22 protein-coding genes, 1 other RNA gene and 1 riboswitch are annotated in these 24,616 nt (G+C 38.3%); all 23 genes read left to right on the plus strand.

Annotation, left to right across the window (positions count from 1 at the left end; translation table 11 throughout):
- The first annotated feature begins 61 nt into the window (after positions 1-61).
- The 23 genes from EUI_RS0107935 (at position 62) to purH (ending at position 24,577) form a co-directional block, all read left to right on the plus strand.
- The gene (locus EUI_RS0107935; RefSeq protein ID WP_010017316.1) at positions 62-913 is read left to right on the plus strand and encodes a hypothetical protein; all 852 of its coding nucleotides are present in this window, start codon (positions 62-64) and stop codon (positions 911-913) included.
- Positions 914-919: 6 nt separating this feature from the next.
- Positions 920-1,837, plus strand: a complete 918-nt coding sequence (locus EUI_RS0107940) for a hypothetical protein (RefSeq protein ID WP_010017317.1) — start codon at positions 920-922, stop codon at positions 1,835-1,837.
- Positions 1,838-1,933: 96 nt separating this feature from the next.
- Positions 1,934-2,482 (plus strand): LemA family protein, encoded by a 549-nt coding sequence (locus EUI_RS0107945; RefSeq protein ID WP_010017318.1) that lies wholly within the window; start codon positions 1,934-1,936, stop codon positions 2,480-2,482.
- Positions 2,482-3,381 (plus strand): zinc metalloprotease HtpX, encoded by a 900-nt coding sequence (gene htpX / locus EUI_RS0107950; protein ID WP_010017319.1) that lies wholly within the window; start codon positions 2,482-2,484, stop codon positions 3,379-3,381. Before EUI_RS0107945 ends, htpX begins: the two co-directional genes overlap by 1 nt.
- A 109-nt stretch (positions 3,382-3,490) precedes the next feature.
- Positions 3,491-3,587, plus strand: a riboswitch (purine riboswitch).
- A gap of 229 nt (positions 3,588-3,816) precedes the next feature.
- Positions 3,817-4,989, plus strand: coding sequence for an IMP dehydrogenase (guaB, locus tag EUI_RS0107955; RefSeq protein WP_010017321.1), 1,173 nt, complete (start codon positions 3,817-3,819; stop codon positions 4,987-4,989).
- A 23-nt stretch (positions 4,990-5,012) separates the two neighbouring features.
- Complete coding sequence (locus EUI_RS0107960; RefSeq protein WP_010017322.1) at positions 5,013-5,993, plus strand: IMP dehydrogenase; 981 nt, start codon at positions 5,013-5,015, stop codon at positions 5,991-5,993.
- Positions 5,994-6,066: 73 nt separating this feature from the next.
- The gene (guaA, locus tag EUI_RS0107965; RefSeq protein ID WP_010017323.1) at positions 6,067-7,617 is read left to right on the plus strand and encodes a glutamine-hydrolyzing GMP synthase; all 1,551 of its coding nucleotides are present in this window, start codon (positions 6,067-6,069) and stop codon (positions 7,615-7,617) included.
- A 448-nt stretch (positions 7,618-8,065) separates the two neighbouring features.
- The gene (gene recU / locus EUI_RS0107970) at positions 8,066-8,680 is read left to right on the plus strand and encodes a Holliday junction resolvase RecU (RefSeq protein ID WP_010017324.1); all 615 of its coding nucleotides are present in this window, start codon (positions 8,066-8,068) and stop codon (positions 8,678-8,680) included.
- A gap of 23 nt (positions 8,681-8,703) precedes the next feature.
- Positions 8,704-10,872, plus strand: coding sequence for a transglycosylase domain-containing protein (locus EUI_RS0107975; RefSeq protein WP_010017325.1), 2,169 nt, complete (start codon positions 8,704-8,706; stop codon positions 10,870-10,872).
- A 54-nt stretch (positions 10,873-10,926) separates the two neighbouring features.
- Complete coding sequence (locus EUI_RS0107980; protein WP_010017326.1) at positions 10,927-11,499, plus strand: SLOG family protein; 573 nt, start codon at positions 10,927-10,929, stop codon at positions 11,497-11,499.
- Positions 11,500-11,575: 76 nt separating this feature from the next.
- Positions 11,576-11,965 (plus strand): cell division regulator GpsB, encoded by a 390-nt coding sequence (gpsB, locus tag EUI_RS0107985; RefSeq protein WP_010017327.1) that lies wholly within the window; start codon positions 11,576-11,578, stop codon positions 11,963-11,965.
- 50 nt (positions 11,966-12,015) lie between these two features.
- Positions 12,016-12,385: RNase P RNA component class B (gene rnpB / locus EUI_RS10420), an RNA gene on the plus strand.
- Between the two features lie 166 nt (positions 12,386-12,551).
- Positions 12,552-14,027 carry an ABC transporter substrate-binding protein/permease gene (locus EUI_RS0107990; protein WP_010017329.1) on the plus strand — a complete coding sequence of 492 codons (1,476 nt, stop codon included), beginning with the start codon at positions 12,552-12,554 and terminating at the stop codon, positions 14,025-14,027.
- A gap of 251 nt (positions 14,028-14,278) precedes the next feature.
- The gene (gene purE, locus EUI_RS0107995) at positions 14,279-14,764 is read left to right on the plus strand and encodes a 5-(carboxyamino)imidazole ribonucleotide mutase (protein ID WP_010017331.1); all 486 of its coding nucleotides are present in this window, start codon (positions 14,279-14,281) and stop codon (positions 14,762-14,764) included.
- Complete coding sequence (gene purK, locus EUI_RS0108000; RefSeq protein ID WP_010017332.1) at positions 14,761-15,876, plus strand: 5-(carboxyamino)imidazole ribonucleotide synthase; 1,116 nt, start codon at positions 14,761-14,763, stop codon at positions 15,874-15,876. Before purE ends, purK begins: the two co-directional genes overlap by 4 nt.
- Positions 15,863-16,606 (plus strand): phosphoribosylaminoimidazolesuccinocarboxamide synthase, encoded by a 744-nt coding sequence (locus EUI_RS0108005; protein WP_010017333.1) that lies wholly within the window; start codon positions 15,863-15,865, stop codon positions 16,604-16,606. The genes purK and EUI_RS0108005 overlap by 14 nt, the downstream gene beginning before the upstream one ends.
- Before the next feature lie 11 nt (positions 16,607-16,617).
- Positions 16,618-16,884 (plus strand): phosphoribosylformylglycinamidine synthase subunit PurS, encoded by a 267-nt coding sequence (gene purS, locus EUI_RS0108010; RefSeq protein WP_010017335.1) that lies wholly within the window; start codon positions 16,618-16,620, stop codon positions 16,882-16,884.
- Positions 16,881-17,549 carry a phosphoribosylformylglycinamidine synthase subunit PurQ gene (gene purQ / locus EUI_RS0108015; RefSeq protein WP_010017337.1) on the plus strand — a complete coding sequence of 223 codons (669 nt, stop codon included), beginning with the start codon at positions 16,881-16,883 and terminating at the stop codon, positions 17,547-17,549. Before purS ends, purQ begins: the two co-directional genes overlap by 4 nt.
- A 60-nt stretch (positions 17,550-17,609) precedes the next feature.
- Positions 17,610-19,832 (plus strand): phosphoribosylformylglycinamidine synthase subunit PurL, encoded by a 2,223-nt coding sequence (purL, locus tag EUI_RS0108020; protein WP_029508544.1) that lies wholly within the window; start codon positions 17,610-17,612, stop codon positions 19,830-19,832.
- Positions 19,814-21,433: an amidophosphoribosyltransferase gene (purF, locus tag EUI_RS0108025; RefSeq protein WP_014947651.1), complete on the plus strand. Its 1,620-nt coding sequence runs from the start codon at positions 19,814-19,816 to the stop codon at positions 21,431-21,433. Before purL ends, purF begins: the two co-directional genes overlap by 19 nt.
- On the plus strand, positions 21,433-22,470 hold the full coding sequence (gene purM, locus EUI_RS0108030; RefSeq protein WP_010017341.1) for a phosphoribosylformylglycinamidine cyclo-ligase: 1,038 nt from the start codon (positions 21,433-21,435) through the stop codon (positions 22,468-22,470). The genes purF and purM overlap by 1 nt, the downstream gene beginning before the upstream one ends.
- Positions 22,464-23,054, plus strand: a complete 591-nt coding sequence (purN, locus tag EUI_RS0108035) for a phosphoribosylglycinamide formyltransferase (RefSeq protein WP_010017342.1) — start codon at positions 22,464-22,466, stop codon at positions 23,052-23,054. The genes purM and purN overlap by 7 nt, the downstream gene beginning before the upstream one ends.
- Entirely contained in the window at positions 23,051-24,577 is a 1,527-nt protein-coding gene (gene purH, locus EUI_RS0108040) for a bifunctional phosphoribosylaminoimidazolecarboxamide formyltransferase/IMP cyclohydrolase (RefSeq protein ID WP_010017343.1), read from the plus strand. Before purN ends, purH begins: the two co-directional genes overlap by 4 nt.
- Positions 24,578-24,616 lie beyond the last annotated feature (39 nt).

Raw genomic sequence — 24,616 nt, forward strand, 5'->3', positions numbered from 1 at the left:
ATTTTTAAGGATCTAGTTAGTGTATGCTAAAGTTAAGATTTGTGCGTAGTGGAGGCGTAAAATGACAATTCAAGACATTCAAACAATATTGCAACCAGAACTTGTTAATCGATTGGAACGTAAAATTTCATATTTAAGCGATTTGCAGTCTGCTATTAAAAATAACCAAATCTCGCAAGTTTATCAGTTATTAGATCCGCACAAATTTAATGACAATTTACAAAAAATATTATCTGAAACATCTGTGGCACAGCTAGATAGTTTAGTCGCCGATATAAAAAAAGATATTGCAGCATTTTTGGCACCTGAATTAATTAACTATGTTGTCACAAATTTTGATTTTTTGACATTGGAACCTGTTGCCGATGATACAACTCTTTATGATGTTTACATAGGTGACTGGTGGGATCATCGGCAATTAGGAACTTTGAATGTGTTAACAGTTGTGCTGACAAGTGATGACTCGATTACTTCTGAACTCATAGAAACAGCTAAGCTCTCTGACGAGGAAACACTTAATGCAACTAAAATTCAAGAAGTAAAAAAAGTGATTACTGGGTTAGAGTCTTTTTTAGCTGACAACACAAAGCGCTCATTAGAGTTACAAGTCATTGAAGATCAATTAGCAGAAATATCTGCTAATAAATCAGGATTATTTGGGCGTAGTGACAAAGTGACACGAGAAGCACTAGAGAAAAAACAAGAGTTATTGATTGCAACTCAAAAGCGTATGCCAGAAGTTGAAGAAAAGCTTAACAAACAACAAGCGTATTTGTTAAGGTTTGAAAAAGAGGATGCACTGCGTCAATTGGAATTACAGGCAATTTCAGCATATTATGTTGATGTGCCAACATTTATCACAGAATTGCAGCATATATATGTTTCATATATGACAAAATTAGATCAGAAATAGTGAATAATGGATAAGTTTAAGACACAATTATATAGTAGTCAATTAAAAGCAGATTTAGATTTGTTTAATCAGTTGCAAATTTTAATTGATGCTTTAAGTACGACCGAAAATATGCCAGAATCACTTACTATTTTGCAAAAAATTCTAGCTTTCGATAGTCACCAGTCTAAGATGGTCCGGATTGACAATGATTATTGGTTTCCAAGTACACATTGGGTAACTATTGCGTTTGCAAAAATTTCTGATCAAGCATCATTGTCACCAACTAAAGTTGTTTTGCCTAACGCGCAAAAAGTTGCGGAATTACATTTTTCGGAGTGGCCAAATGCGGCTTTTCGTTTTGTGCAAGCCCCACTTGCTGCGGGTGGTTATTATTTAGTAGAAACGGCACAAAATTTAAGAGTATTGTACTGGGATATAGCGCATAAACGCTTTTATTTAGATACAAACCAGTTTGCGAAACTGGTTCAAACACAAGCCGTGCAACTTGCTGGTTTGGATGCTTTAGACATATTTCAAAAACGTTTAACTGCGATTGCCTCACAATTCATTGAGATAGCATATGATATTGATTTGCCTGGTATTGACGCACAAAAACAAGTTGATTTGGAAATGGTTCGAAAGGATTTGTCTACAAATATTTTGGATAGTTTATTTGTACTTGGCGCTAAACAACAATTTATTTTAAAACGTATGACAGGTGAAAAATCTGGTGCTATCATTACAATTGGTGAGGTATCACTTAAATTAACGACACATCACATAAATGATGGGCATGAACAATGGACTTATGATATTATAGATGATAATAGAAACGTAACAATTTACACATTATTTCAACAATTGCCATTTTTTTATCAGTGGTATAGTGATCACTTAACAGTAGTTGGCTTAAAAGATAAGCGTGAAGTGTTTGTAGATTGACACATATTATGAGAAAATAGCATAAGACGTTTTTAGTTTAACTGCGTAGAACGTTCAACAGTCTTAAACCGCCCATAATAGAAAGAGGTAGCACGTATGACATTACTTATTATTATTGCCGTAGTTGCAGTAATTGCGATTATTTGGATTAGCATTTACAACAGTTTGATTAAATATCGCATGCAAACTAAGGAATCTTGGAGCCAAATTGATGTGCAATTGAAGCGCAGAAATGACTTGATTCCTAATCTAGTGAACACAGTTAAAGGTTATGCTGATTTTGAAAAGACAACCTTACAAGCGGTTACTGACGCACGAACAAGTGTTAATAGTGCGCAAGGACCAGCTGCAACTATGGCAGCCTCAGATCAATTATCAGGTGCATTGACACACTTATTTGCTGTTGCTGAAGCCTATCCTGATTTAAAGGCAAGTGCTAATTTTACAAAATTGCAAGAAGAATTAACTAACACTGAAAATAAAATTGCGTATTCCCGTCAATTGTTCAATACGACAACGGCGAGCTATAATACAAAGCTACAATCATTTCCTAGCAATATCATCGCGGGAATACACCATTTTGAACCAAGTGAATTTATTGCTGTACCAGAAACTGAAAAAGACGTACCTACGGTTAAATTTTAATGTTATATGAGCAAATACAATCAAATAAGCGCCGAACCATTGTGCTTTTGGTTGGCTTTCTCATTCTAGTTGGTATTGTAGGCGCAGCGGTAGGGTACATGCTATTAAATTCGCTTACTATGGGAATCGTAGGGGCGTTAATCATTGGTGCAATTTATACTGTGATTATGATTAGTAATTCTACTAATGTTGTCATGGCAATGAATCATGGTAAAGAAATTACCCAAGCTGATCAAGCACCGGAATTGTGGCATACTGTTGAAGATATGGCAATGGTTGGACAACTGCCTATGCCGCGTGTATTTATCATTGAAGATGCAAGTCCTAATGCTTTTGCAACTGGTAATAGTCCCAAAAATGCTGCCGTTGCAGCCACTACGGGTCTGATAGCAATTATGGATCGTCATGAACTTGAGGGTGTTATTGGGCACGAGATGAGTCACGTCCGTAATTATGATATTCGTATCTCAACAATTGCGTTAGCACTGACCGCAGCAATTACGTTGTTGACTAATTTAGGCAGTAATTGGTGGTTTTTTGGTAGTGGTAATCGTAACCGCGATAACCGTGACAATAACAGCAGTGGCGGTGGCTTGCAAATATTACTTTTTGTCTTTTCCATTGCGGTGATGATTTTAGCACCATTAGTTGCTGCTATGATACAAATGGCTATTTCACGTAACCGTGAGTATTTAGCAGATGCTGGTAGTGTTGAATTAACGCGTAACCCAGAAGAGTTAATTTCTGCGCTACGTAAGTTGGGTTCAGCAAAGCCCATGCAAAATGTTGACCCCTCATCAGCGGCTTTATATATTAGTAACCCATTAAAGAAAAAGGCACATTTGTTTGATACCCATCCACCAATAGAAGAACGTATTGCGCGTTTAGAGAAAATGTAAGAAAGCCAGACAAGCATTTAATGTCTGGTTTTTTTTAATGTTATTGACAGGAAATATCTTGCAAATTAAGGGTTGATTTTTCTCATAAAAACCGGTAAAGTAATACCAACAACTAAATCATTTGTTTGCAGATATATCGCTGGAAAATGGCCGGCAGTTTCTACCACGTCCCAAAATTCGTGACTATTCGCAGATGTTAGGCAATGTCTATGATATTGCCTAAGCATTTGTGGATCTGTGTATCCCAAGTGCTTTTTTTGTACCAAGTATTTAAATGTTATTATTTATCTTTCGGCGGATCAGTTAACAATCGTGTTAACAAAAAGGCCAACTAGACAAACCGCGACAAATAATGGCACAAACGTATCGATGATATTTCTGAATGTCTGAGGTGCTTTAGCTTATTAGAAGTTGCTTTTAAAATCGGAGGATCTCATGCAAAAATTTTTTTTAGATGATGAAAAACCTAAATTCAGCTCACGTAATAAGTTTGCAAAAATGGGCTTAACGTTTGATGATATCAAGTTGGTTTATGATCAAAAAAGAGTTGTCAAGGTTGATGAAGTGACTGTTGGAACTAGTCTTACACCAACATTGAATTTAAAGTTGCCTTTACTTTCAGCAGCAATGGACACTGTGACAGAATCACGTTTTGCCATAGCGTTAGCAAAACTTGGTGGTTTAGGGGTCGTCCATAAAAATATGACGATTGCTGAACAGGCAGATGAAATTAAACAAGTTAAGATGGCAGAGTTTGATGCTGTGAAATATCCTAATGCTGCTATTGATTCACAAGGCCGTTTGCTAGTTGCTGGTGCAGTTGGTGTAACATCTGATACAGTAAAGCGCGTCGAAGCAATGGTCGCATTTGGTGTAGATGCTATTGTATTAGATTCAGCACATGGCCATTCAGAGGGTGTTTTACGTAAAGTGTCAGAAGTTCGTGACGCTTTCCCTGATCTCAATATTATTGCGGGAAACATTGCGACAACAGATGGTGCAGCGGCGTTGTATGATGCTGGGGCTGATGTGGTTAAAGTAGGAATTGGACCAGGGTCGATTTGTACAACGCGTATTGTTGCAGGTATTGGCGTACCACAAATTTCAGCTGTTCGCGATGCAGCTATTGAAGCTGCCAGACGCGGCAAATCTATCATTGCTGATGGTGGCGCTAAAACATCAGAGGATATTGTTAAAGCACTTGCTGCTGGTGGAAACGCGGTAATGTTAGGCTCAATGTTTTCGGGAACAGAAGAAACACCAGGTGCTGTTTTTGAAGATAATGGTAAAAAGTACAAAACATATCGTGGTATGGGATCTATTGCGGCCATGGAAGCTGGATCTAAAGATCGTTACTTCCAAGGTGAAGTTAATGAAGCAAAGAAAATGGTACCAGAGGGTATTGAGGCACGTGTGCAATACAAAGGTGCATTGATTGCTATCTTAACGGCAATCATGACAAATGTTCGTGAAGATATGGCTAAAATGGGTACTCGAACAATCACTGATTTAATGCAAGACAATCACATTGTTCGCGACATCGACAGCATTGATTATGAAGCAAAATTGTCAAAAGTTAAAAAACAAGTTGTCATTCCAACATTTTAATAATAAATTCACGGAGAAAAAACATGTCTGAAAATAATGAAAATCAAGGACTTGGTTATGATCAAGTTTTGCTTGTACCAGGTGCTTCAAATGTATTACCTCACACCGTGTCACTTGCAACAAAGCTAGCTGATGATTTTATTTTAAACATACCAATTATTGCAGAAGCAAATGGCGTAGCAACTGATGGACGTGCTGCAGCAACGGCATTAAACGGTGGTTTGGGAGTTATTGCTGAGCAAGAAGATATTTCAGCTCAGATGGCTGCTATTGCTGCAGCCAAGTCAGTAGATGTTGACCATGAAAAGTATCCTAACGCTTTTTTGGACTTGAAAGGCCGTGTTAGAATTGCAGCAGAAGTTTGGTTAACAACTGGTGCACAAGCAAGAGTTGAAAAACTCATAGTGGCTGGTGCAGATGCGATATTCTTTTATTTACATGATGAACTCAATAAGGAAACAAATGATATTGTAAAAGCAGTTCGCAAGGCATTTCCATCAATCTTTTTAGCAGTTGGTGTGATTGAAGAACAAGGGATTGCTGGTGCATTATTTCAAGATGGGGTTGATGCTGTAATTGCTGGACGTTCAGTCAATTCTAAATTACCAAATAATACTTTGTATCCATTTTTAACAACAACAATGGCCATTGCCGAAATAGCAACTGAATTTGATAAAGCAGTTATTTCAACAGGTGGCGTACATTATTCGGGTGATGTGGTTAAAACTATTTCTGCTGGGGCTGACGCAACGTTAGTGACAGATTTACTGAAAGGTGAAGTTTTAGAAGCAGATGGCACTTTTGCTGGTGGGGATATGTCAATTGATGATGCAATATTCCAATCTGATGGTGGCTTGCGAGCTGGTATGGGTTACACTGGGTCATCAACGATATTAGATTTGAAATTAACGGCTCAATTTGTTCAAATTACTGATAATGGCTTGCGTGAATCACATCCACATGATGTTGAAATTACTAAAATTGCGCCTAATTATGCAAAATAATTTTTATAATTGACAATTGATTAAACTTTTTAGTTGCATGATATTTATTTTTGAATATAGAGGAGAGTAACAGATGGCCGATGTCATAAATGCCGACAAAGTTTTAGTATTAGATTACGGTAGTCAATATAATCAATTAATTACCCGCCGTATCCGTGAAATGGGTGTTTTTTCTGAATTAAAGTCAAGAAATATGACGGTTGAAGAGGTCAAGGCATACAACCCTAAAGCTATTATTTTATCGGGTGGCCCAAAATCGGTCTACGAAAAAGATGCTTTCACAATTGACAATGAGATTTTTAACCTTGGTGTACCTGTTCTTGGTGTCTGCTATGGTATGCAATTAATGGCACAAAATCTTGGTGGAAAAGTTGAAGCGAACACTGGCAACGGTGAATTTGGGCAGACTATTTTAAAGAAAGCCGAAGAAAGCGGTCGTCTATTTACCAACACACCGGTGTCTCAGACAGTTTTGATGAGCCACTCGGACAATGTTGTTGATTTACCTGATGGCTTTGTTGTTGCTGGGGGATCAGAATCAACACCAATAGCTGCTATTGCTAATGAAGACCGTCGTTTGTATGGTGTACAATTCCATGCTGAAACGACACTATCAGAGCATGGTAAACAAATTTTACAAAATTTTGTGTTTGACATTGCTGGTGCTGAAGCGAATTGGGATATGAGTGGCTTTATTGATGAACAAGTTGCACATATTCGTGAAGTTGTTGGTGATAAAAAAGTTTTGCTAGGTCTTTCTGGTGGTGTAGATTCATCAGTTGTTGGCGTTTTATTGCATAAAGCGATCGGTGATCAATTGACCTCAATTTTTGTTGATCATGGTTTGTTACGTAAAAATGAAGCGAAGCAAGTTATGGAAATGATGGGTAAGCAATTTGGCTTGAACATTATTAAAGTAGATGCACAAGAACGTTTTTTATCTAAATTAGCAGGCATTAAAGACCCTGAACAGAAACGTAAAATTATTGGTAATGAATTTATTCAAGTCTTTAATGATGAAGCAACTAAATTGGATGGCATTGAATTTTTAGCACAAGGCACACTATATACTGATGTGATTGAATCTGGTACAGATACAGCACAAACAATTAAGTCACATCATAATGTGGGCGGCTTACCAGAGGACTTGCAATTTAAGCTGATTGAACCTCTCAATACCCTTTTCAAAGATGAAGTCCGTGAACTTGGTGAAGCATTAAATATGCCTCATGAGATGGTTTGGCGTCAACCATTTCCAGGTCCAGGGTTAGGCATTCGTATTCTCGGTGATATTACAGAAGACAAACTTGAAATTGTGCGTGATTCTGATTGGATTTTACGTGACGAAATAGCTAAAGCTGGTCTTGAAGCTGATGTATGGCAATACTTTACGGTATTAACTGGTGTTCGTTCAGTTGGTGTTATGGGTGATTTTCGTACTTATGACTATACCATTGCTATTCGAGCCATCACTTCAGTTGATGGAATGACAGCTGATTTTGCACAATTACCTTGGTCACTATTACAAAAAATTTCTGCACGTATTGTTAACGAGGTTGGTCATATAAACCGTGTCGTGTATGACATTACAGCTAAGCCACCTTCAACTGTTGAGTGGGAATAAAATAGATTATTTCATAATGCAGTTTAGAGCGCTTTGTGGGGACATGAGAAGTTGTATCTAAAAAAAATTACGATGAGGTTAACTCTTATCGTAATTTTTTGTGTGTGATATTGAATTATCATTTTGCTATTATAATTTATATATAGGATAATCAGATATATACAACCACTGGGTGTGCAAAGACTGGTAGGCAATTCACAATGCAGAAATCGAAGCATACAATAAAAAATAGTTTTAAATAAGTATTAGCTTGTTAATCGTAAATGACGCACTATAGCATTACTGTCTTGAGAAATTGCCAAGCAAAGTTTTTTGATTAATAGTTGAAGTAGTACCAACAATTGTTAAGCTATAAACAAAATAAAAGATGCCAAGTTTTAGCTTGTCATCTTTTATTTTATGGTAAAATAGTAATTATATAGTTTAAAATTTGAGGTTGAGAGGATTAATGGCAATCAATTATCCTGCAGGGACTCATCGTGTCCAAGAAATTCAAAATACAATACGTACAGGTAAAACAACTAAAAAGGCGTTAACCTTCGGTAAACGAGGGATGGGTTTGGAGGAGGAAATTAACCTTGCAAATGACTACTATCTTGCAAATCATTTAGCAGTCATCCATAAAAAACCAACCCCAATAACAATTGTGAAAGTTGATTATCCAGCACGTTCGGCGGCAAAAATTACTGAGGCTTATTTTAAACAAGCTTCAACAACTGATTATAATGGTGTGTATCAGGGACGTTATATTGATTTTGATGCAAAAGAAACTAAAAACAAAACATCATTTCCGTTAAAAAACTTCCATGAGCATCAAATTGTTCATTTGGCAAGTATTTTATCGCAGCATGGTGTTGGGTTTGTGATTATTAAATTTACAAGTTTAGATGAAGCCTATGTATATCCAGCCCAACACTTGATTGCACAGTGGCAAAAACTGAAAGGGAAGCAATCAATTGCATATCATGAAATTGTGCGTGATAGTTTCGTTGTGCCAAATAGTCTCAATCCGAGTCTAGATTATTTAAAGGCTGTCGATCAGTATTTTGAACATTTAAACTAACAATTAGGAGTACTCTAGTCATTATGGCAAACGAAAATCAATGGTCGCGTGTGAATCGCAATCGCAATATGTACGATAACCATCCGGCAACTGAACCACCACGTATGCCAAAACAAAATGGTAATGGTGGTCCTAAAAAGCCAAGAAAAAAACGACGTTGGGTGTTAGCAATATTTTTGTGGTTAGTTGTTTTAGGAATCATTGGTGGCCTAGCTGGGACAGCGGTATTTGTGACGTATGCAAACGATGCGCCTAACATTACGCAAGCCAATTTAGCTTCTGAAACATCGAGTAGTATTTATGATAATCAAGAAAATGCAATTTGGAAATTATCAACAGTAGATCGTGATTATGCAAATTCAAATGAAATTCCAAAACAATTAAAACAAGCAGTTGTTGCAACTGAGGATCGACGTTTTTATAAGCATAATGGTGTTGACCCTATTCGTATTGTTGGCGCCTTGTTAGCTAATATTCGCGGTTCATCATTAGGCATGCAGGGTGGTTCAACTTTAACGCAACAGCTAGTTAAACTATCAGTTTTTAGTACCTCAACAGCTGATCAAACGATCAAGCGTAAGGCACAAGAAGCAGTATTAGCAATGCGTGTTGAAAAGAATTTCTCAAAAGATGAAATATTAACTTTCTATATGAACAAGGTTTACATGGGACATGGTGTCTCAGGTATGAAAACGGCATCTGAATATTTTTATGGTAAGCCATTAACACAATTGTCATTGGCTCAACTTGCCTTATTAGCTGGCATGCCACAATCGCCAACTAACTATGACCCGTATTTAAAAGACACATCACGTGCTACAGAACGGCGTAACACTGTTTTGTCTGCCATGGTTAAGTATGGCGCAGTTACACAAAATCAAGCAACTGCAGCCACTAAAACATCGGTAACTGATGGATTACAAGATTTAACTACTAAAGCCAAGTTAGCAAATAATAATCGACAAGTGACAGATGCGTATGTGAAGTCAACAATTGCCGAAGCCAAGGCATTAGGTTACGATACAACAAAATCCGGATTGAAAATTTATACAAATATGGATTCGACTATGCAACAGTACATGTATGATACTGCTAATGGCAATAGTATAGCCTTTCCTTCAGAAGATGCGCAAATTGGGGCAACTATGACAGACCCTAGTAACGGAAAAGTTGTTGCACAAATCGGTAATCGTAATACCCAAATTTTACAGGCGACAAATCATGCTACGCTAACTGGACGATCAGCCGGATCTTCAATTAAGCCTCTACTAGATTATGGACCAGCTATTGAATACTTGAATTGGCCAACATATCGTACAGTTGAAGATAAAAAATATAAGTACCCTGGAACCAATACTGATGTCTATAATTGGGATCGCAAGGATATGGGGAACATTACAATGCGTTCAGCGTTGACCCAGTCACGTAATATTCCGGCAGCACGAACTTTGGAAGAAGTTGGTGGTGCAAGCGCTGGGAAGTTTGTTAATAATCTTGGTATACCAACTAATCATATACCAGGTGGACAGGATGCAATTAATTTAGATGCTTCAACGGAGCAAGAGGCAGGGGCCTATGGCGCCATTTCTAATGGCGGTACCTATTATAAACCAAGCTATATTACTAAGATTGTAACGGCTGATGGGACAACTCATAATTATAATACTACTGGTAAGCGAGCAATGAAAACGAGTACAGCTTTCATGTTAACTGATATGATGAAAGGCGTAATCAAGCCAAATGCGACAGCCAGTGATGCAATCATTCCAGGACTACACCAGGCTGGGAAATCAGGATTGGTAGCTTATGGCGATAATGAAAACATGCCAGACCAAGCTATTAAGGATGCGTGGTTTACTGGTTTCACAAAAGCATATGCGTTATCAGTATGGACTGGTTATGATTGGCCTGCTAAAAATTATATTCCTTGGACCTATCAAGACCTACCGGCGCAATATTATCAGAGAGTCATGTCATATGCCATGCAAAATAAAGCAAATACTGATTGGACAGCACCAGATACGGTAACGCCAAAAGTCAGAGGCAATATTGTAGAGTATGAAGTTAAGGGTGAAAAATGGAGTAATGGTGGTTTACCATTGGTTAATTCATTACCACAATCTGGTGAAACCCCAGCAGAAGCAGGTATTTCAGGATCTGCAGCTGTTGGTGCAACAACAGGTAATAATTAGTCTGAACGATAAAAGTCTTGCGTAGGCAAGACTTTTATTTTGGAGGTGAATGAAATGTCAAGGTTATGGGTCACAGGATATCGTAATTACGAGATTGGCACATTTGGTGATAAGGATCCAAAAATTGAAGTGATTAAATACGCTTTAAACCGTACCCTTAGAGAACAGATAGATAACGGTCTTGAGTGGGTAATTACTGGTGGTCAAATGGGTATTGAACAATGGACAGTGGCGGTTGTTTCAGATTTGAAACGAGAATTTCCGGCTTTAAAAGTTGCTATGATGTTGCCGTTTCAAAAGTTTGGTAGTCAATGGAAACCTGATAATCAAGCGCGCCTTCAGTCACTAATTTCAAAAAGTGATTTTTGCGAGAGTGTATCACAAGCACCATATGAAGGTCCCCAGCAACTTAAAAATTATCAGCAATTTATGCTTACACATACTGATGGTGCCATTTTGGTATATGATTTAGATTTTGAAGGAAAGCCTGTTTACGATTATCGTGCGATTCAAAAACAGCAAAGTATCGTGCCATATCCGTTGACAACGATTGATATGGATCAATTACAGGATTATGCAACAGAATATGAAGAGATACATGAAGAAAAGTCTAACTTTTATGAATAAGAGGGCAATTACCTTGTAATTTTAGTTATTTATTGGTAATATTAAATGAGTAAAAAAATAAATGAGGTGTGAACTTGTGGAACAAGTAAAGTACACGCAAAAAGATATTCTAGAACGTGTTTTCAAACAAAAACGTATGGGTGTTGGATATGATCCAGCTGATGTTGATAATTTCTTAGATGATATTATTAAGGATTATGGTGCCTATGCGGGTCGTATAGACCAATTGCAAAATGAAGTGGCACGTTTACAGACGGCATTGAAAGCCTCACAGGAACAATTAGTGGCTGTGAAACAACAACCTCAGACAGTGATACCAGCTGCTACGGTAATTCCTGAAGCACCATATGTGGCACCTGTAGTTGAAACACCAAAGCCTGCACAAGTGGTGACTAATTTAGATTTAATTAAGCGTGTTGCTAATTTAGAACGCGCTGTATTCGGACATGACGCTGAGAATATTTAACGTACTTGGCTGGTTAATGAGCCATCAATGATATGTGTCAATAATTTGTAAGTATCGGGTAATTGCGCGCTATATTTCTAGCGTGAGGAAGGTCCATGCTCACACAATCTGAGATGATTGTAGTGTTTGTGCTGGGATAAAAAATAAACCCAGGGGCAGAGATGCCACGGCAGTCGAAAAGGCTAAGGTTACGGCTATGCCTTAATAGGCTCGAAGGTGCCATAGAAACGTATGCGTTGATGAAAGTTAACGTTTGAGACGAGGTAAACCCCACAAGTGGGCAACCCAAACTTTTGGTAGGGGCGGCTGATCTAGCAAATTGAAGCGATGATCGGTATGGTTTGGCAACAAACTTAGATAGATGATTACCGAAGGTAATATGGTCCTGCATATTACTGGAACAAAACATGGCCTACAGATACTTACAACAGGAGACGTCACTTTGTGGCGTTTTTTTTATGAGATTTTATGCATTGATTAATTCAATATACAATCTATTGGTGAATATTAGCTTGAAAACATTGCATAAAAATTCATAGCAGGTTATGATTAATTACGTTAATTAGGATATAGGAGAATTGAAGATATGGTACACAAGATTGTAAAAAAACTAGTCATGACGGCGATGGGATTGATATTATTGCTGCCAATGTTCCTAGTGTTTGTTCCGCAAACACAGGCAGCAGATACTGATCCAGCCTATACTGCGATTAAAAAACGTGGTGTTTTAATTGTTGGTTTGTCAGCTGATTATGCACCATTTGAATTTCATGCCACAGTGGGCGGTCGCGATCAAATCGTTGGTTTTGAAGTGTCCATGGCAAAACAAATTGCTAAAGATTTGGGTGTGAAAATTCAAATTAAAGAGATGGGATTTGATGGGTTAATTGGTGCCGTACAAACTGGTAAAATTGATGTGATTATCTCAGGTATTAATGCAACGCCTGAACGTGAAAAAGTTGTTGATTTTTCAAAATCTTACATGTCACCCAAACAAACGATATTAATCTTAAAAAAGAATGCCCCACAGTTTACAACTAATGTTGATTCGTTTTCTGGTAAAAAGGTAGGCGCACAACGACAAACAACGCAGGAAACTTTTGTACAGAATAATATGCCTTCATCGACATTAGTTAGTATTCAGAAGGTACCGGATTTAGTCTCCCAATTATCAGCTGGTAAAATTTCGGGTGTCGTTCTAAATGATCCAATTTCTGAAGCCTATGCACAACAAAATAAGGCACTTCAAGTGATTTACCCAAAGCCAAATGAATCTGAAGGGGCTGTCTCAATTGCAATGCGGAAAAATTCACCCGTGTTGCAGTCAAAAATTAACGCTTCCATAGATGGCATTGTGTCATCTGGCAAATTAAAAGCCTACCAAAAAGAGGCAAATACGTTAATGTTTGCCAAGCAATCATTTTGGGCAAAATATGGTAATTTGTTTATTAAAGGTACGTTGATTACGCTTGCTTTAGCAGCAATTGCAGTTGTTATTGGTGCTGTACTTGGCACAGTGTTAGCACTATTTAAATTGTCACCAAACTTCATATTGAAGTCACTTGGCAATATATACATTGAATATGTACGTGGGACACCTTTGTTAGTTCAGGCATTTATGGTATTTTTTGGCACACAAGTTATCGGATTGAATTTATCAGCTTTTGCCGCCGGTGCGTTGGCAATGGGATTAAATTCCGCCGCCTATGTTGCTGAAATTATCCGTTCAGGTATTAACTCAGTTAACTACGGTCAAACAGAAGCAGCAAGGTCTCTTGGTTTATCTAAGGGTAAATCTATGCGGTACATTATTTTACCGCAAGCCATCAAAAATATTTTACCAGCGTTGGGTAATGAATTTGTGACGGTTATTAAAGAAGGATCCGTTGTGTCAGTCATTGGTGTTGGTGAATTAATGTTCCAAACTGGAGTGGTACAGGGCGCTAGTTTCCAGCCATTCTTCCCATTACTAATCACCTCATTGATTTATTTTGTATTAACATTTAGTATTAGTCGTGCATTAGGTTATGCCGAAAAGCGTATGGCACGTAGTAGCCGTTAAATTTACAATATGAGTGAGAAGCGAATATTAAGATTTTGGATTTATGAAAGTGCTTACAAAGCAAACGTTCGTAAATATGTATAAAAAGTATAAAAACGTTCGTATATAACGAACGTTTTTTTTATTTGTGTGAATTTTCTTATTTAAAAGCGAAGCATTTTATGTCATTTTCTGTTAAATTGGAATAGTAAACGAACAAGAGAAGAATAGTATTTGTGATTTTGAACAAAACACGAACGATGGAGAATGATATGACACAAGTCGCTGTAGTTATGGGATCAACAAGTGATTGGCCTGCTATGCAACAAACAACTTTGTTATTAGAGAAGCTCGGCATAACGTATGAAAAGCATGTTATTTCTGCCCATAGAATGCCTGAACAGTTACAAACCTTTGGACAGGCGGCACAAAAAAACGGCTTACAGGTGATTATTGCAGGTGCAGGTGGTGCAGCTCATTTACCTGGTATGATTGCAGCGAACACACTTGTTCCAGTAATTGGGGTTCCTATGCAGTCACATGCTTTAAACGGTATGGATTCATTACTATCAATTGTGCAGATGCCTGCTGGAATTCCTGTCGCTACTGTCGCTATTGGTGATGCAGGAGCAAAAAATGCCAGCATTCTAGCTGCACAAATTATTGCTTTACATCATGAAGAGGTGAGAGAAAAATTAGTCGCATTTCGAAAGGAACAAACACAAAAGTCTATTGATAGTGAGGCTGAATTAGTATGACAAATATTGTTTTGCCGCCAGCAACGATTGGTATTATTGGTGGTGGTCAATTAGGACAAATGATGGCATTGTCTGCAAAAATGATGGGATATAAAGTTGGTGTTTTGGATCCAACTGTGGCATCACCAGCTGGGCAGGTATCAGATTTTCAAATTGTTGCTGAGTATGATGACGTGTCAGCATTGACTGAACTTTCAGAACGTAGTGATGTTTTGACATATGAATTTGAAAATGTTGATATTGTTACCTTAGCCAAACAAAAAAAAAGCTTGCCTCAAGGTACGCGATTACTTGAAATAACAAGTAATCGATTAACAGAAAAAACATTTGTGCAAAATATTGCCAAAGTACCTGTGGCTAAATTTATAGCGATTCATGATGCTAAAGAATTTAAAGTAGCGGTAGCAAAAATAATGTTTCCTGCAATTCTTAAAACTGTGAGTGGTGGTTATGATGGTCATGGTCAATGGCATGTGGATAATCAAAATGATGTTGATCAAATCGTAAAAAATTTTCCAACAGGGACGCTCATATTAGAACAAAAAGTGCCATTTCAAAAAGAGCTTAGCATCATGGTGACGCGTGATCTACAAAATTATGTGACGATGTGGCCAATTTCTGAAAACGTGCATATTAATCACATTTTGAAAACGAGTCTTGTGCCCGCTAATATTAGTGCAGTTCTCACAAAAAAAATACAACAAATTGCAACTGAAATTGCGAATGCATTAGATTTAAGAGGTGTCTTGGGCATAGAATTATTCGTCAGTGATGACAATGTTTGGGTGAACGAACTTGCACCACGGCCACACAATTCTGGGCATTACAGTATTGAAGCAACGAATGTCTCACAATTTGAAGGCCACATTCGTAGTATTACAGGTTTAACAATACCTGAAATTACGCTAGAAGAGCCAGCATTAATGCTAAATTTATTAGGAGATGAGATCCAGCAAGCTAGAAATGATTTGGTGAACCATTCAGAATGGCACTTCCATGATTACGGTAAAGCAGCGATAAAACGCAATCGTAAGATGGGACACATCACAGTAGTTGGCGAAGACAATATTAAAAAATTATATGAATGGAGTCAAGTACATGGACAGCATTGAGTATGAGAAACGTACAATCACACGTGGCGCATTGAAATATACAGGTAAAGCAAAACAGGTATACACGACAGATGACCCTGATATATTGTGGGTGCATTACCTTGATCAAGCTACAGCATTAAATGGCAAAGTGAAAGAAACAATTAGTGGAAAAGGCGAACTCAATAGTGCCATTAGTCAATTGTTATTTAACTATTTAACTGGAAACAACATTAAAAATCATTACTTGCATTCAATTTCAAAAACCGATGAACTAATTACAAGTTTGGACATTTTGCCAATTGAAGTTGTCACACGAAATTATGCTTCTGGCCATTTTGTGAGCAAGTTTGCGGCAACACCTATGCAAAAATTGACACCTATTGTCCAAGAATTTTATTATAAATCAGACGCGTTAGATGATCCATTTATAAATGATTCACAAATTTTGGCTTTAAATTACGCTACAACCGATGAACTAAGCAAACTTAGGGATGAGTCGACAATTATTAATCGCCATTTAATGGATTTATTTCGACAAGCTAATATTTGGTTGATTGATTTTAAGTTAGAGTTTGGTCGTACAAAAAATGGCGATATATTGTTGGCTGATGAGCTATCACCTGATAATATGCGTTTGGTTGATATAGCAACTGGTAACTCATTAGATAAAGACGTTTTCCGTAAACATTCAGGTGATGTCACGGTTGGTTATCAGGAAGTTCTAACACGATTACAGCAGATCATTTAAGGAGAAAAATGATGTATTTAGCAAAAATTTATGTGACTTATAAGCCATCAATTTTAGATCCACAGGGTGAGGTCATTAAGGCAGCACTGAAGCGTATGGATTACGTTGGTATTGAGCAAGTTGCGCAAGGCAAGTATTTTGAAGTGAAATTAAATGCCAAAGACGTTGATGCTGCAACTGCTGAAGTTGAAAGCTTTACGGATGCTTTGTTGATTAATCAAAATACAGAAACTTATCGTTTTGATCTAAGTTTGGTACCAGATGAGGTGGATGTATGAGAGCGGCTGTCATTAGTTTCCCTGGATCAAATTGTGATTTTGATATGCTCTATGCGTTACAAGATTTTGGTGTTGATGCAGAAATTATTTCGGCTAAACAAAATAGTTTAACAGGATTTGATGCTATTTTTTTGCCAGGTGGTTTTTCCTATGGCGATTATCTGAGAACAGGTGCTATCGCACGTTTTTCGCCAATTATGAGTGCCGTTACGCAGGCAGCAAACGCGGGTAAATTAATTGTTGGTGTTTGCAATGGTTTTCAAATTTTGACAGAAGCTGGCTTGTTACCAGGACAGTTGTTGCCTAACGCAACACCAGGGTTTATCTGTGATGAAGTGGCGTTGCATGTTGCAAACGGTGAAACAGCGTTCAGCAGTGCATATGATGTTGATGAAACGATTTTAATCCCTATCGCACATGCTGAAGGAAATTATTTTGCCGATGAAACAACTTTGAATAAACTTGAAAAAAATGGTCAAATTGTTTTCCGCTACGTAAATAATCCAAATGGTTCAGCACATGATATTGCCGGTATTATGAACGAGCAAGGCAATGTTTTTGGCATGATGCCTCATCCAGAGCGTGCAGTTGATGCAGTTCTTGGAAATATTGATGGACAAAACTTCTTTAAAAGTATCCTTTCAGGTATTTTAACAAAAGTATAATGCTTATTATTTATAAAACACATGTATGGTAGGGAAAACACAGTTATGAAAGGCAAAAAAATGACAACAGTCATAAATAGCGAGCTCTCACCTGAGCAGGTACGTGATTCTAAAATTTATACCCAGTGGGGTTTAACTGAGACAGAATACAATCTCATTGTGGCAGAGTTAAAACGTTTACCCAATTTTACTGAAGCTGGTATTTTTTCTGGTATGTGGTCTGAACATGTTTCTTACAAAAAATCCAAGCCAATTTTACGCAAATTTTGGTCAACCAATGAACGTGTATTACAAGGGCCTGGTGAGGGTGCTGGTATTTTAGATATTGGTGATGGTCAAGCTGTCGTGTTTAAAGCGGAAAGTCATAATCATCCGAGCTTCGTTGAACCCTATGAGGGTGCTGCAACAGGTGTTGGTGGTATATTACGCGATATTTTTTCAATGGGTGCTCAGCCAATTGCTGTTTTAGATTCACTGCGTTTTGGTGAATTAGATAATACACATACTAAACATATTGTTGATGGTGTGATTGCAGGTATTGCAGGGTATGGGAACGCTATTGGCATTCCCACAGTTGGTGGGGAAATCAGTTTTGACGATGTTTACGCTGGTAATCCATTGGTCAACGTCATGGCCGTTGGACTAATTGATCAAACGGCTATGCAAGTTGGTCAGGCCAAAGGTATTGGCAATTCAATTATTTATGTTGGGGCAAAAACAGGTCGTGATGGCATTAATGGTGCATCATTCGCATCTGCTGAATTTTCAACAGAACAAGCATCCGATCGTTCTGCTGTTCAAGTTGGTGACCCATTTTTAGAAAAATTAGTGATGGATGCGACACTTAAGGCTGTCAAAGATCATTCTGATATTATTGTTGGCATTCAAGACATGGGCGCAGCAGGTCTATTATCGTCAAGTTCAGAAATGGCGGCTAAAGCTGGTATGGGTATTACATTGAATTTGGATCTTGTACCGCAACGTGAGTCACATATGACACCATATGAACTAATGCTTTCAGAATCACAGGAACGCATGGTGTTGGTTGTTAAACACGGAGAAGAACAACCAATCATTGATTTATTTCAAGAGGCTGATTTGGATGCTGTTATTATTGGTGAAGTAACAGACAATGGTCGCTATATCTTAGAATTTGAAGGTAACACTGTTGCAGATGTGCCTATTAATTTTCTAACACATGCACCAAAGCAAGATTTACCTATGATTGTACCTAAAAGATTGTCCGAATTTTCAGATACACAATATCAACCCGATATGTCGCAAGTTAAGGAAACAATTAAGGCCTTAATGGCACAGTCGACTATTGCTTCCAAAGCTTCGTTGTTTAAGCATTTTGATGCCATGGTGCGTGCTGATACAGTCATAAAACCTGGTGGGGATGCAAGCTTGGTGCGTGTACGTGGAACCAAAAAGGCCTTAGCAATGACGACAGATGTCAATGCGCGTTATTTATATCTTAACCCACGTATTGGTGCAAAAATGGCAGTTGCTGAAGCGGCACGAAATATTGTAGCCACTGGTGCCACACCAATTGGCATTACAGATGGTTTGAATTTTGGATCACCTGACAACCCCGAAGTATATTATGAGCTAGATCAATCAGTCGCTGGTATTAATGAAATGGCTAAACAGCTTAATACGCCAATTATTTCTGGTAATGTGTCACTTTATAATGAAACTGATGGTCAAGCGATCTATCCCACACCCATGATTGGCATGGTTGGCTTGTTAGATGATGTTAGTCAGGCAACGACAATGGCTTTCAAACATGCTGGTGATACCATTTACTTAATTGGTGAAACAACCGATAGTTTCAATGGTTCAGAAATTCAGAAACTACAGTTAGGACAAATCAGTGGTCAATTGTTTGAATTTAATGATGAGGCAGAATTAGCGTCACAAGGATTAGTTCGTGAAGCTATTGCCAAAGATCTACTTGCTAGTGCACATGATCTTTCAGAGGGTGGCATGATTGTTAGTTTGTTAGAAAGTAGTTTTGCTGGTGATCTGAGTTTTAATATTGCTACGAAACAGTCGGATAAGTATTTGTTCTCTGAAACGCCTAGTCGGTTTATTGTGAGTGTTCCTCAGACTAAAGCTGCTGATTTTGAACATATGGCAGGAAAACAGGCAACAAAAATTGGTTTAGTAACAAGCGAGTCAGATGTTGTCATTAATACACTAACACAAACGATTGTTTTATCACGCGAAGAAATTCAAACAGTTTATCAGGAGAGCATTTCATGGCAATTAAAGGGATAGAGCAACAACAAATCGCACAAAGATTAGCCCAGAAAACTGAAAAAACACGTGTAAACGTACGTAGCCTAAATGAAGAATGTGGTATTTTTGGTGTTTGGGGGCGACAAGATGCCGCACAACTCACTTATTACGGTTTGCATGCTTTGCAACATCGTGGTCAAGAAGGTGCAGGCATTGTTTCCAACAACAATGGTCATCTCTGGCAGGAACGTGGTTTGGGGTTACTGAGCGATGTCTTTAGAGATCCTGCACGTATTGACGCTTTAGCTGGAACAGCTGCAATTGGTCATGTACGTTATGCGACAGCGGGCTCTCACGGTGTTGAAAATATTCAACCTCTTATGGTAAATTTTCACGATATGCAAATATCTCTGGCACATAATGGTAATTTAACAAATGCCATGTCCTTACGAAAAGACTTAGAAGAAGAAGGTGCTATTTTCCAAAGTTCATCTGATTCTGAAATTTTGTTACACTTGATTCGACGATCAAAAGCAAGTACATTTGTGGACAAGTTAAAAGAGGCACTGAATATTGTACATGGTGGTTTTGCTTACTTATTGTTAACACCTCATGGCCTATATGCAGCACTTGATCCGCATGCATTTCGACCATTTGTTGTTGGACAGATGCCTGAGGGAAATTATATTGTTACTTCCGAAACAGCAGCACTAGATGTGATTGGCGCCCGCTTTGTTCGTGATGTACAACCTGGTGAATTATTGGCAATTGATGACAATGGGCTGACCATTGATAGTTATACAAGAAATACAGCATTGCATATTGATTCAATGGAATATATTTATTTTGCGCGTCCCGATTCTACAATTTATGGTGTCAACGTGCATAAAGCACGCAAACGTATGGGTGCTGCACTTGCTATAGAGCAACCGGTCCCTGATGCTGATATCGTCGTTGGTGTACCAAACTCAAGTTTGTCCGCAGCTGCTGGATTTGCTGAAGCGACAAGTTTACCAAATGAGATGGGTCTCGTGAAAAATCAATATATTGCGCGAACATTTATTGAACCAACGCAAGACAAACGTGAGCGTGCCGTCCGAATGAAATTGAGTGCAGTTAAAGATGTTGTGCGTGACAAAAATGTGGTCTTAGTTGACGATTCCATTGTTCGCGGAACGACCTCAATGTTTATTGTGCGTATGCTAAAAGAGGCGGGCGCAAAATCAGTCCATGTGCGTATTGCTAGCCCAATTTTTAAATTTCCGTCTTTTTATGGGATTGACATGCAAACAACCAAAGAATTGATGGGGGCTAACAATTCTTTAGAGGAAATGCGTGAAAAAATAGAGGCCGACTCGCTTGGTTTCTTATCTGTTGATCAACTTGTCAAGGCAATTGATTTACCTTATGATGGCCAAGGTACTGGATTAACGACTGCCTATTTTGATGGTCATTATCCAAGTCCAATTTATGACTATGCAGCCAGTTTGTCAAATTTTGTGGCAAAAGATCTTGTTGATTTTGCCCCTGAACCCATGACAATTTATCACCCGCGCCAAGTAGCGTCATTACGCAATGAAGAAACGTTGGCAGATGGGACAATTCATTTAGATTCACAAACAATTCAGGGAGTAGAATAATGATTGAGCAAAACGCATACCAGCAAGCAGGCGTTGATATTAAAGCAGGTGAAAAGGCCGTTGAACTGATGAAAGACGCAGTATCTGATACGTATACCGACAACGTTTTAGACGGTCTTGGTGGTTTTGGTGCCGCATTTGCACTTGGATCAGACTATAAAAATCCGGTCTTAGTGTCAGGCGCTGATGGTGTGGGCACAAAATTACTGCTCGCGATTGCTGCGAATAAACACGACACAATTGGTCAAGATTTAGTGGCTATGGTTGCTAATGACATTCTGGCACAAGGCGCAAAACCGGCCTTTATGTTAGATTATTTGGCAGTTGATAAAATGAGACCAGAAGTTGTTGCAACAATTGTTACTGGTATCGCAAAAGCGGCCAAAGCCTCTGGAATGGCTCTCATTGGTGGAGAAAGTGCAGAGTTACCAGGATTATATGCGCCAAATCACTATGATTTAGCTGCTTTTGCGGTTGGTGTAGCAGAACGTGATCAGTTATTGGCGCCAAAAAATGTCAAATCAGGAGACGTTTTAATTGGTCTGCCGTCTTCAGGTATTCATTCAAATGGATACTCTTTGGTTCGCCATGTTTTAGGTATTCAAACTGATACTGATTTTAACCACTTGGATGCTGAGACACAAGAAACACTGATGACACCAACTACTTTATATGCTAAGCCTGTTTGGCCATTAGTTGCGCAAGGTATCATTCAATCAATGGCACACATTACAGGTGGCGGCTTAATTGAAAACTTACCGCGTGCGTATACGAATAAATTATCTGCCCAGATTAATTGGGGTTCATGGCCTGTGTTACCTATTTTTAATACCCTACAAAAAGCAGGTAACTTGTCAGTTGAGGATATGTTATTAACCTTCAACAATGGCTTAGGTATGGTACTCGTTGTTAAGGCCGAAGCAAGTAAGCAGGTGATGTCGCAGCTATCTCAAGCGAATCAACCGGCTTATCTCATTGGTGAAATGACTGCACGTCAAGAGGCAGGGGTTGTCTTTAAAGGTGTAGCACCATGGTAAAGTCAGTCCGCCTAGCTATATTTGCATCAGGGACAGGCACGAATTTTCAAGCATTGCACGATGCTATTTTACAGCGACATTTGCATGCTAAAATTGTGCGTTTGATAGTTGATAAATCTGCTGCTGGGGCGTTGAATTTAGCAAAAATATTTGGCATTCCGGCAACTTTCATCAAATATTCAGAGTATAAAACCAAATCAGAAGCTGAACAAGCTATTTTGAATCAGTTAAAAACAGATGAGGTCGATGGTATTTTACTCGCTGGATATATGCGTATTTTAACACCTACTTTAATTGACACTTATCCAAGTAAGATTATTAATCTACATCCAGCGATGTTACCTAATTTCCCAGGTAGGCACAGTATTTTAGATGCTTATGAAGCAGGCGTTGATATGACAGGCGTAACCGTACATTTTGTTGACAATGGCATTGATACAGGTAAAATTATTGCGCAACAAAAAGTGCCCCGATTACCTAATGACACCTTACAGGATTTAGAAACGCGCATGCATAACGTTGAACATGTTTTGTATCCAAACACACTAGAACAGTTACTTAATGAAGGAGTATTTTTAAAATGACACGTGCATTACTTAGTGTTTCTGACAAAAATGGGCTTGTCCCATTTGCCCAAAAATTAGTTGAACTTGGTTATGAATTGGTTTCAACTGGTGGCACACATAAAGTGCTTGAGGCAGCAGGCTTAAATGTGATTGCAATTGACGACGTGACTGATTTTCCAGAAATGCTGGATGGTCGTGTCAAAACATTACATCCCCGTGTCCATGCTGGTTTGCTTGCAAGACGCGATGTACCAGAACATATGGCAACATTGGCTGAATTTAATATTACACCAATTGATATGGTTGTCGTTAATTTATATCCATTTAAGGAAACGATTCAAAAAAGTGGTGTAACGGAGGCAGAAGCGATTGAAAATATTGATATTGGTGGTCCATCAATGTTACGTTCAGCCGCAAAAAATTTCGCATCAGTTTTACCAATTGTTGATCCAACTGATTATGATGTTGTGATTGAAAAATTGCAAACTAATCAAGTTGATCAAGCGTTTCGTAAGTCATTGGCAGCTAAAGTATTTCAACATACTGCTGCTTATGATGCGTTAATTGCTGATTATCTAACGGTATCAGAGTTTCCAACAAATCTAACATTGCCATATGAAAAGTTTGATGATATGCGTTATGGTGAAAATCCACATCAAAAAGCAGCAGCCTACACGACTGCCTTATCAGAATCATATTCAGTATTAAATGCTGAGATTTTGCATGGCAAGCAGTTATCTTATAATAATATTCGTGACGCAGATGCCGCTTTGCGTATTATTGCTGAATTTGAGGAAACGACTGTAGTCACAGTTAAACACATGAACCCAGCTGGTATCGGACAAGGAGAAAACTTAGAAGAAGCATGGGATAAGGCCTTTGCTGCTGATGATATTTCTATTTTTGGTGGTATTGTGGCCTTGAATCGCCAAGTTGATGCTGTAACGGCTAAAAAAATGCACAGTATTTTCTTGGAAATTATTATTGCACCTAGTTTCACACCTGAAGCATTTGAAATTTTATCAGCAAAAAAGAACTTGCGTTTGTTGACATTACCATTTACAAATACAATTTCACAAAATTTGGAAGTGACTTCTGTTTTGGGTGGTGTCGTTATACAAGAACGTGACTTGATTGGGGAATCAGAAGCTAACTTCGAAGTTGTGTCAAAAGCGCAACCAACAGCGCAGCAATTGCGCGCAATGGTCTTTGCACAAAAAGTTGTCAAGCATGTGAAATCAAATGCAATCGTTGTGGCACGCGATGGTCAAACACTGGGCGTAGGCGCAGGTCAACCCAATCGCATTGATTCAGTTGTTTATGCGATACAAAAAGCTGCAAACAAGACAGGTTATAGCGAGGCAGTATTAGCGTCAGATGCCTTTTTCCCAATGGATGATTCTGTGGCATATGCGGCTGCTAATGGTATTAAAGCAATTGTTGAGCCTGGTGGCTCAATTAAGGATAAAGACTCAATTGCAAAAGCAGATGAGCTAGGAGTTGTGTTGGTATTTTCTGGTACACGTCATTTCAAACATTAAAAATTAATTTAAAGCGCTGAGTGTAGCGCTTTTTGTATG

Source organism: Leuconostoc gelidum subsp. gelidum KCTC 3527 (assembly GCF_000166715.1).
Classification (GTDB): domain Bacteria; phylum Bacillota; class Bacilli; order Lactobacillales; family Lactobacillaceae; genus Leuconostoc; species Leuconostoc gelidum.

Bases quoted from the DNA above. Each gene is read 5' to 3' on its own strand.
- purK (WP_010017332.1), top strand. From the start codon at position 14,761: ATGACAAATATTGTTTTGCCGCCAGCAACGATTGGTATTATTGGTGGT.
- guaA (WP_010017323.1), top strand. From the start codon at position 6,067: ATGGCCGATGTCATAAATGCCGACAAAGTTTTAGTATTAGATTACGGT.
- EUI_RS0107940 (WP_010017317.1), top strand. From the start codon at position 920: ATGGATAAGTTTAAGACACAATTATATAGTAGTCAATTAAAAGCAGAT.
- EUI_RS0107945 (WP_010017318.1), top strand. From the start codon at position 1,934: ATGACATTACTTATTATTATTGCCGTAGTTGCAGTAATTGCGATTATT.
- purN (WP_010017342.1), top strand. From the start codon at position 22,464: ATGGTAAAGTCAGTCCGCCTAGCTATATTTGCATCAGGGACAGGCACG.
- recU (WP_010017324.1), top strand. From the start codon at position 8,066: ATGGCAATCAATTATCCTGCAGGGACTCATCGTGTCCAAGAAATTCAA.
- purQ (WP_010017337.1), top strand. From the start codon at position 16,881: ATGAGAGCGGCTGTCATTAGTTTCCCTGGATCAAATTGTGATTTTGAT.
- purS (WP_010017335.1), top strand. From the start codon at position 16,618: ATGTATTTAGCAAAAATTTATGTGACTTATAAGCCATCAATTTTAGAT.
- purE (WP_010017331.1), top strand. From the start codon at position 14,279: ATGACACAAGTCGCTGTAGTTATGGGATCAACAAGTGATTGGCCTGCT.
- EUI_RS0108005 (WP_010017333.1), top strand. From the start codon at position 15,863: ATGGACAGCATTGAGTATGAGAAACGTACAATCACACGTGGCGCATTG.
- EUI_RS0107975 (WP_010017325.1), top strand. From the start codon at position 8,704: ATGGCAAACGAAAATCAATGGTCGCGTGTGAATCGCAATCGCAATATG.
- EUI_RS0107990 (WP_010017329.1), top strand. From the start codon at position 12,552: ATGGTACACAAGATTGTAAAAAAACTAGTCATGACGGCGATGGGATTG.
- htpX (WP_010017319.1), top strand. From the start codon at position 2,482: ATGTTATATGAGCAAATACAATCAAATAAGCGCCGAACCATTGTGCTT.
- guaB (WP_010017321.1), top strand. From the start codon at position 3,817: ATGCAAAAATTTTTTTTAGATGATGAAAAACCTAAATTCAGCTCACGT.
- EUI_RS0107935 (WP_010017316.1), top strand. From the start codon at position 62: ATGACAATTCAAGACATTCAAACAATATTGCAACCAGAACTTGTTAAT.
- purH (WP_010017343.1), top strand. From the start codon at position 23,051: ATGACACGTGCATTACTTAGTGTTTCTGACAAAAATGGGCTTGTCCCA.
- purM (WP_010017341.1), top strand. From the start codon at position 21,433: ATGATTGAGCAAAACGCATACCAGCAAGCAGGCGTTGATATTAAAGCA.
- EUI_RS0107960 (WP_010017322.1), top strand. From the start codon at position 5,013: ATGTCTGAAAATAATGAAAATCAAGGACTTGGTTATGATCAAGTTTTG.
- purF (WP_014947651.1), top strand. From the start codon at position 19,814: ATGGCAATTAAAGGGATAGAGCAACAACAAATCGCACAAAGATTAGCC.
- purL (WP_029508544.1), top strand. From the start codon at position 17,610: ATGACAACAGTCATAAATAGCGAGCTCTCACCTGAGCAGGTACGTGAT.
- EUI_RS0107980 (WP_010017326.1), top strand. From the start codon at position 10,927: ATGTCAAGGTTATGGGTCACAGGATATCGTAATTACGAGATTGGCACA.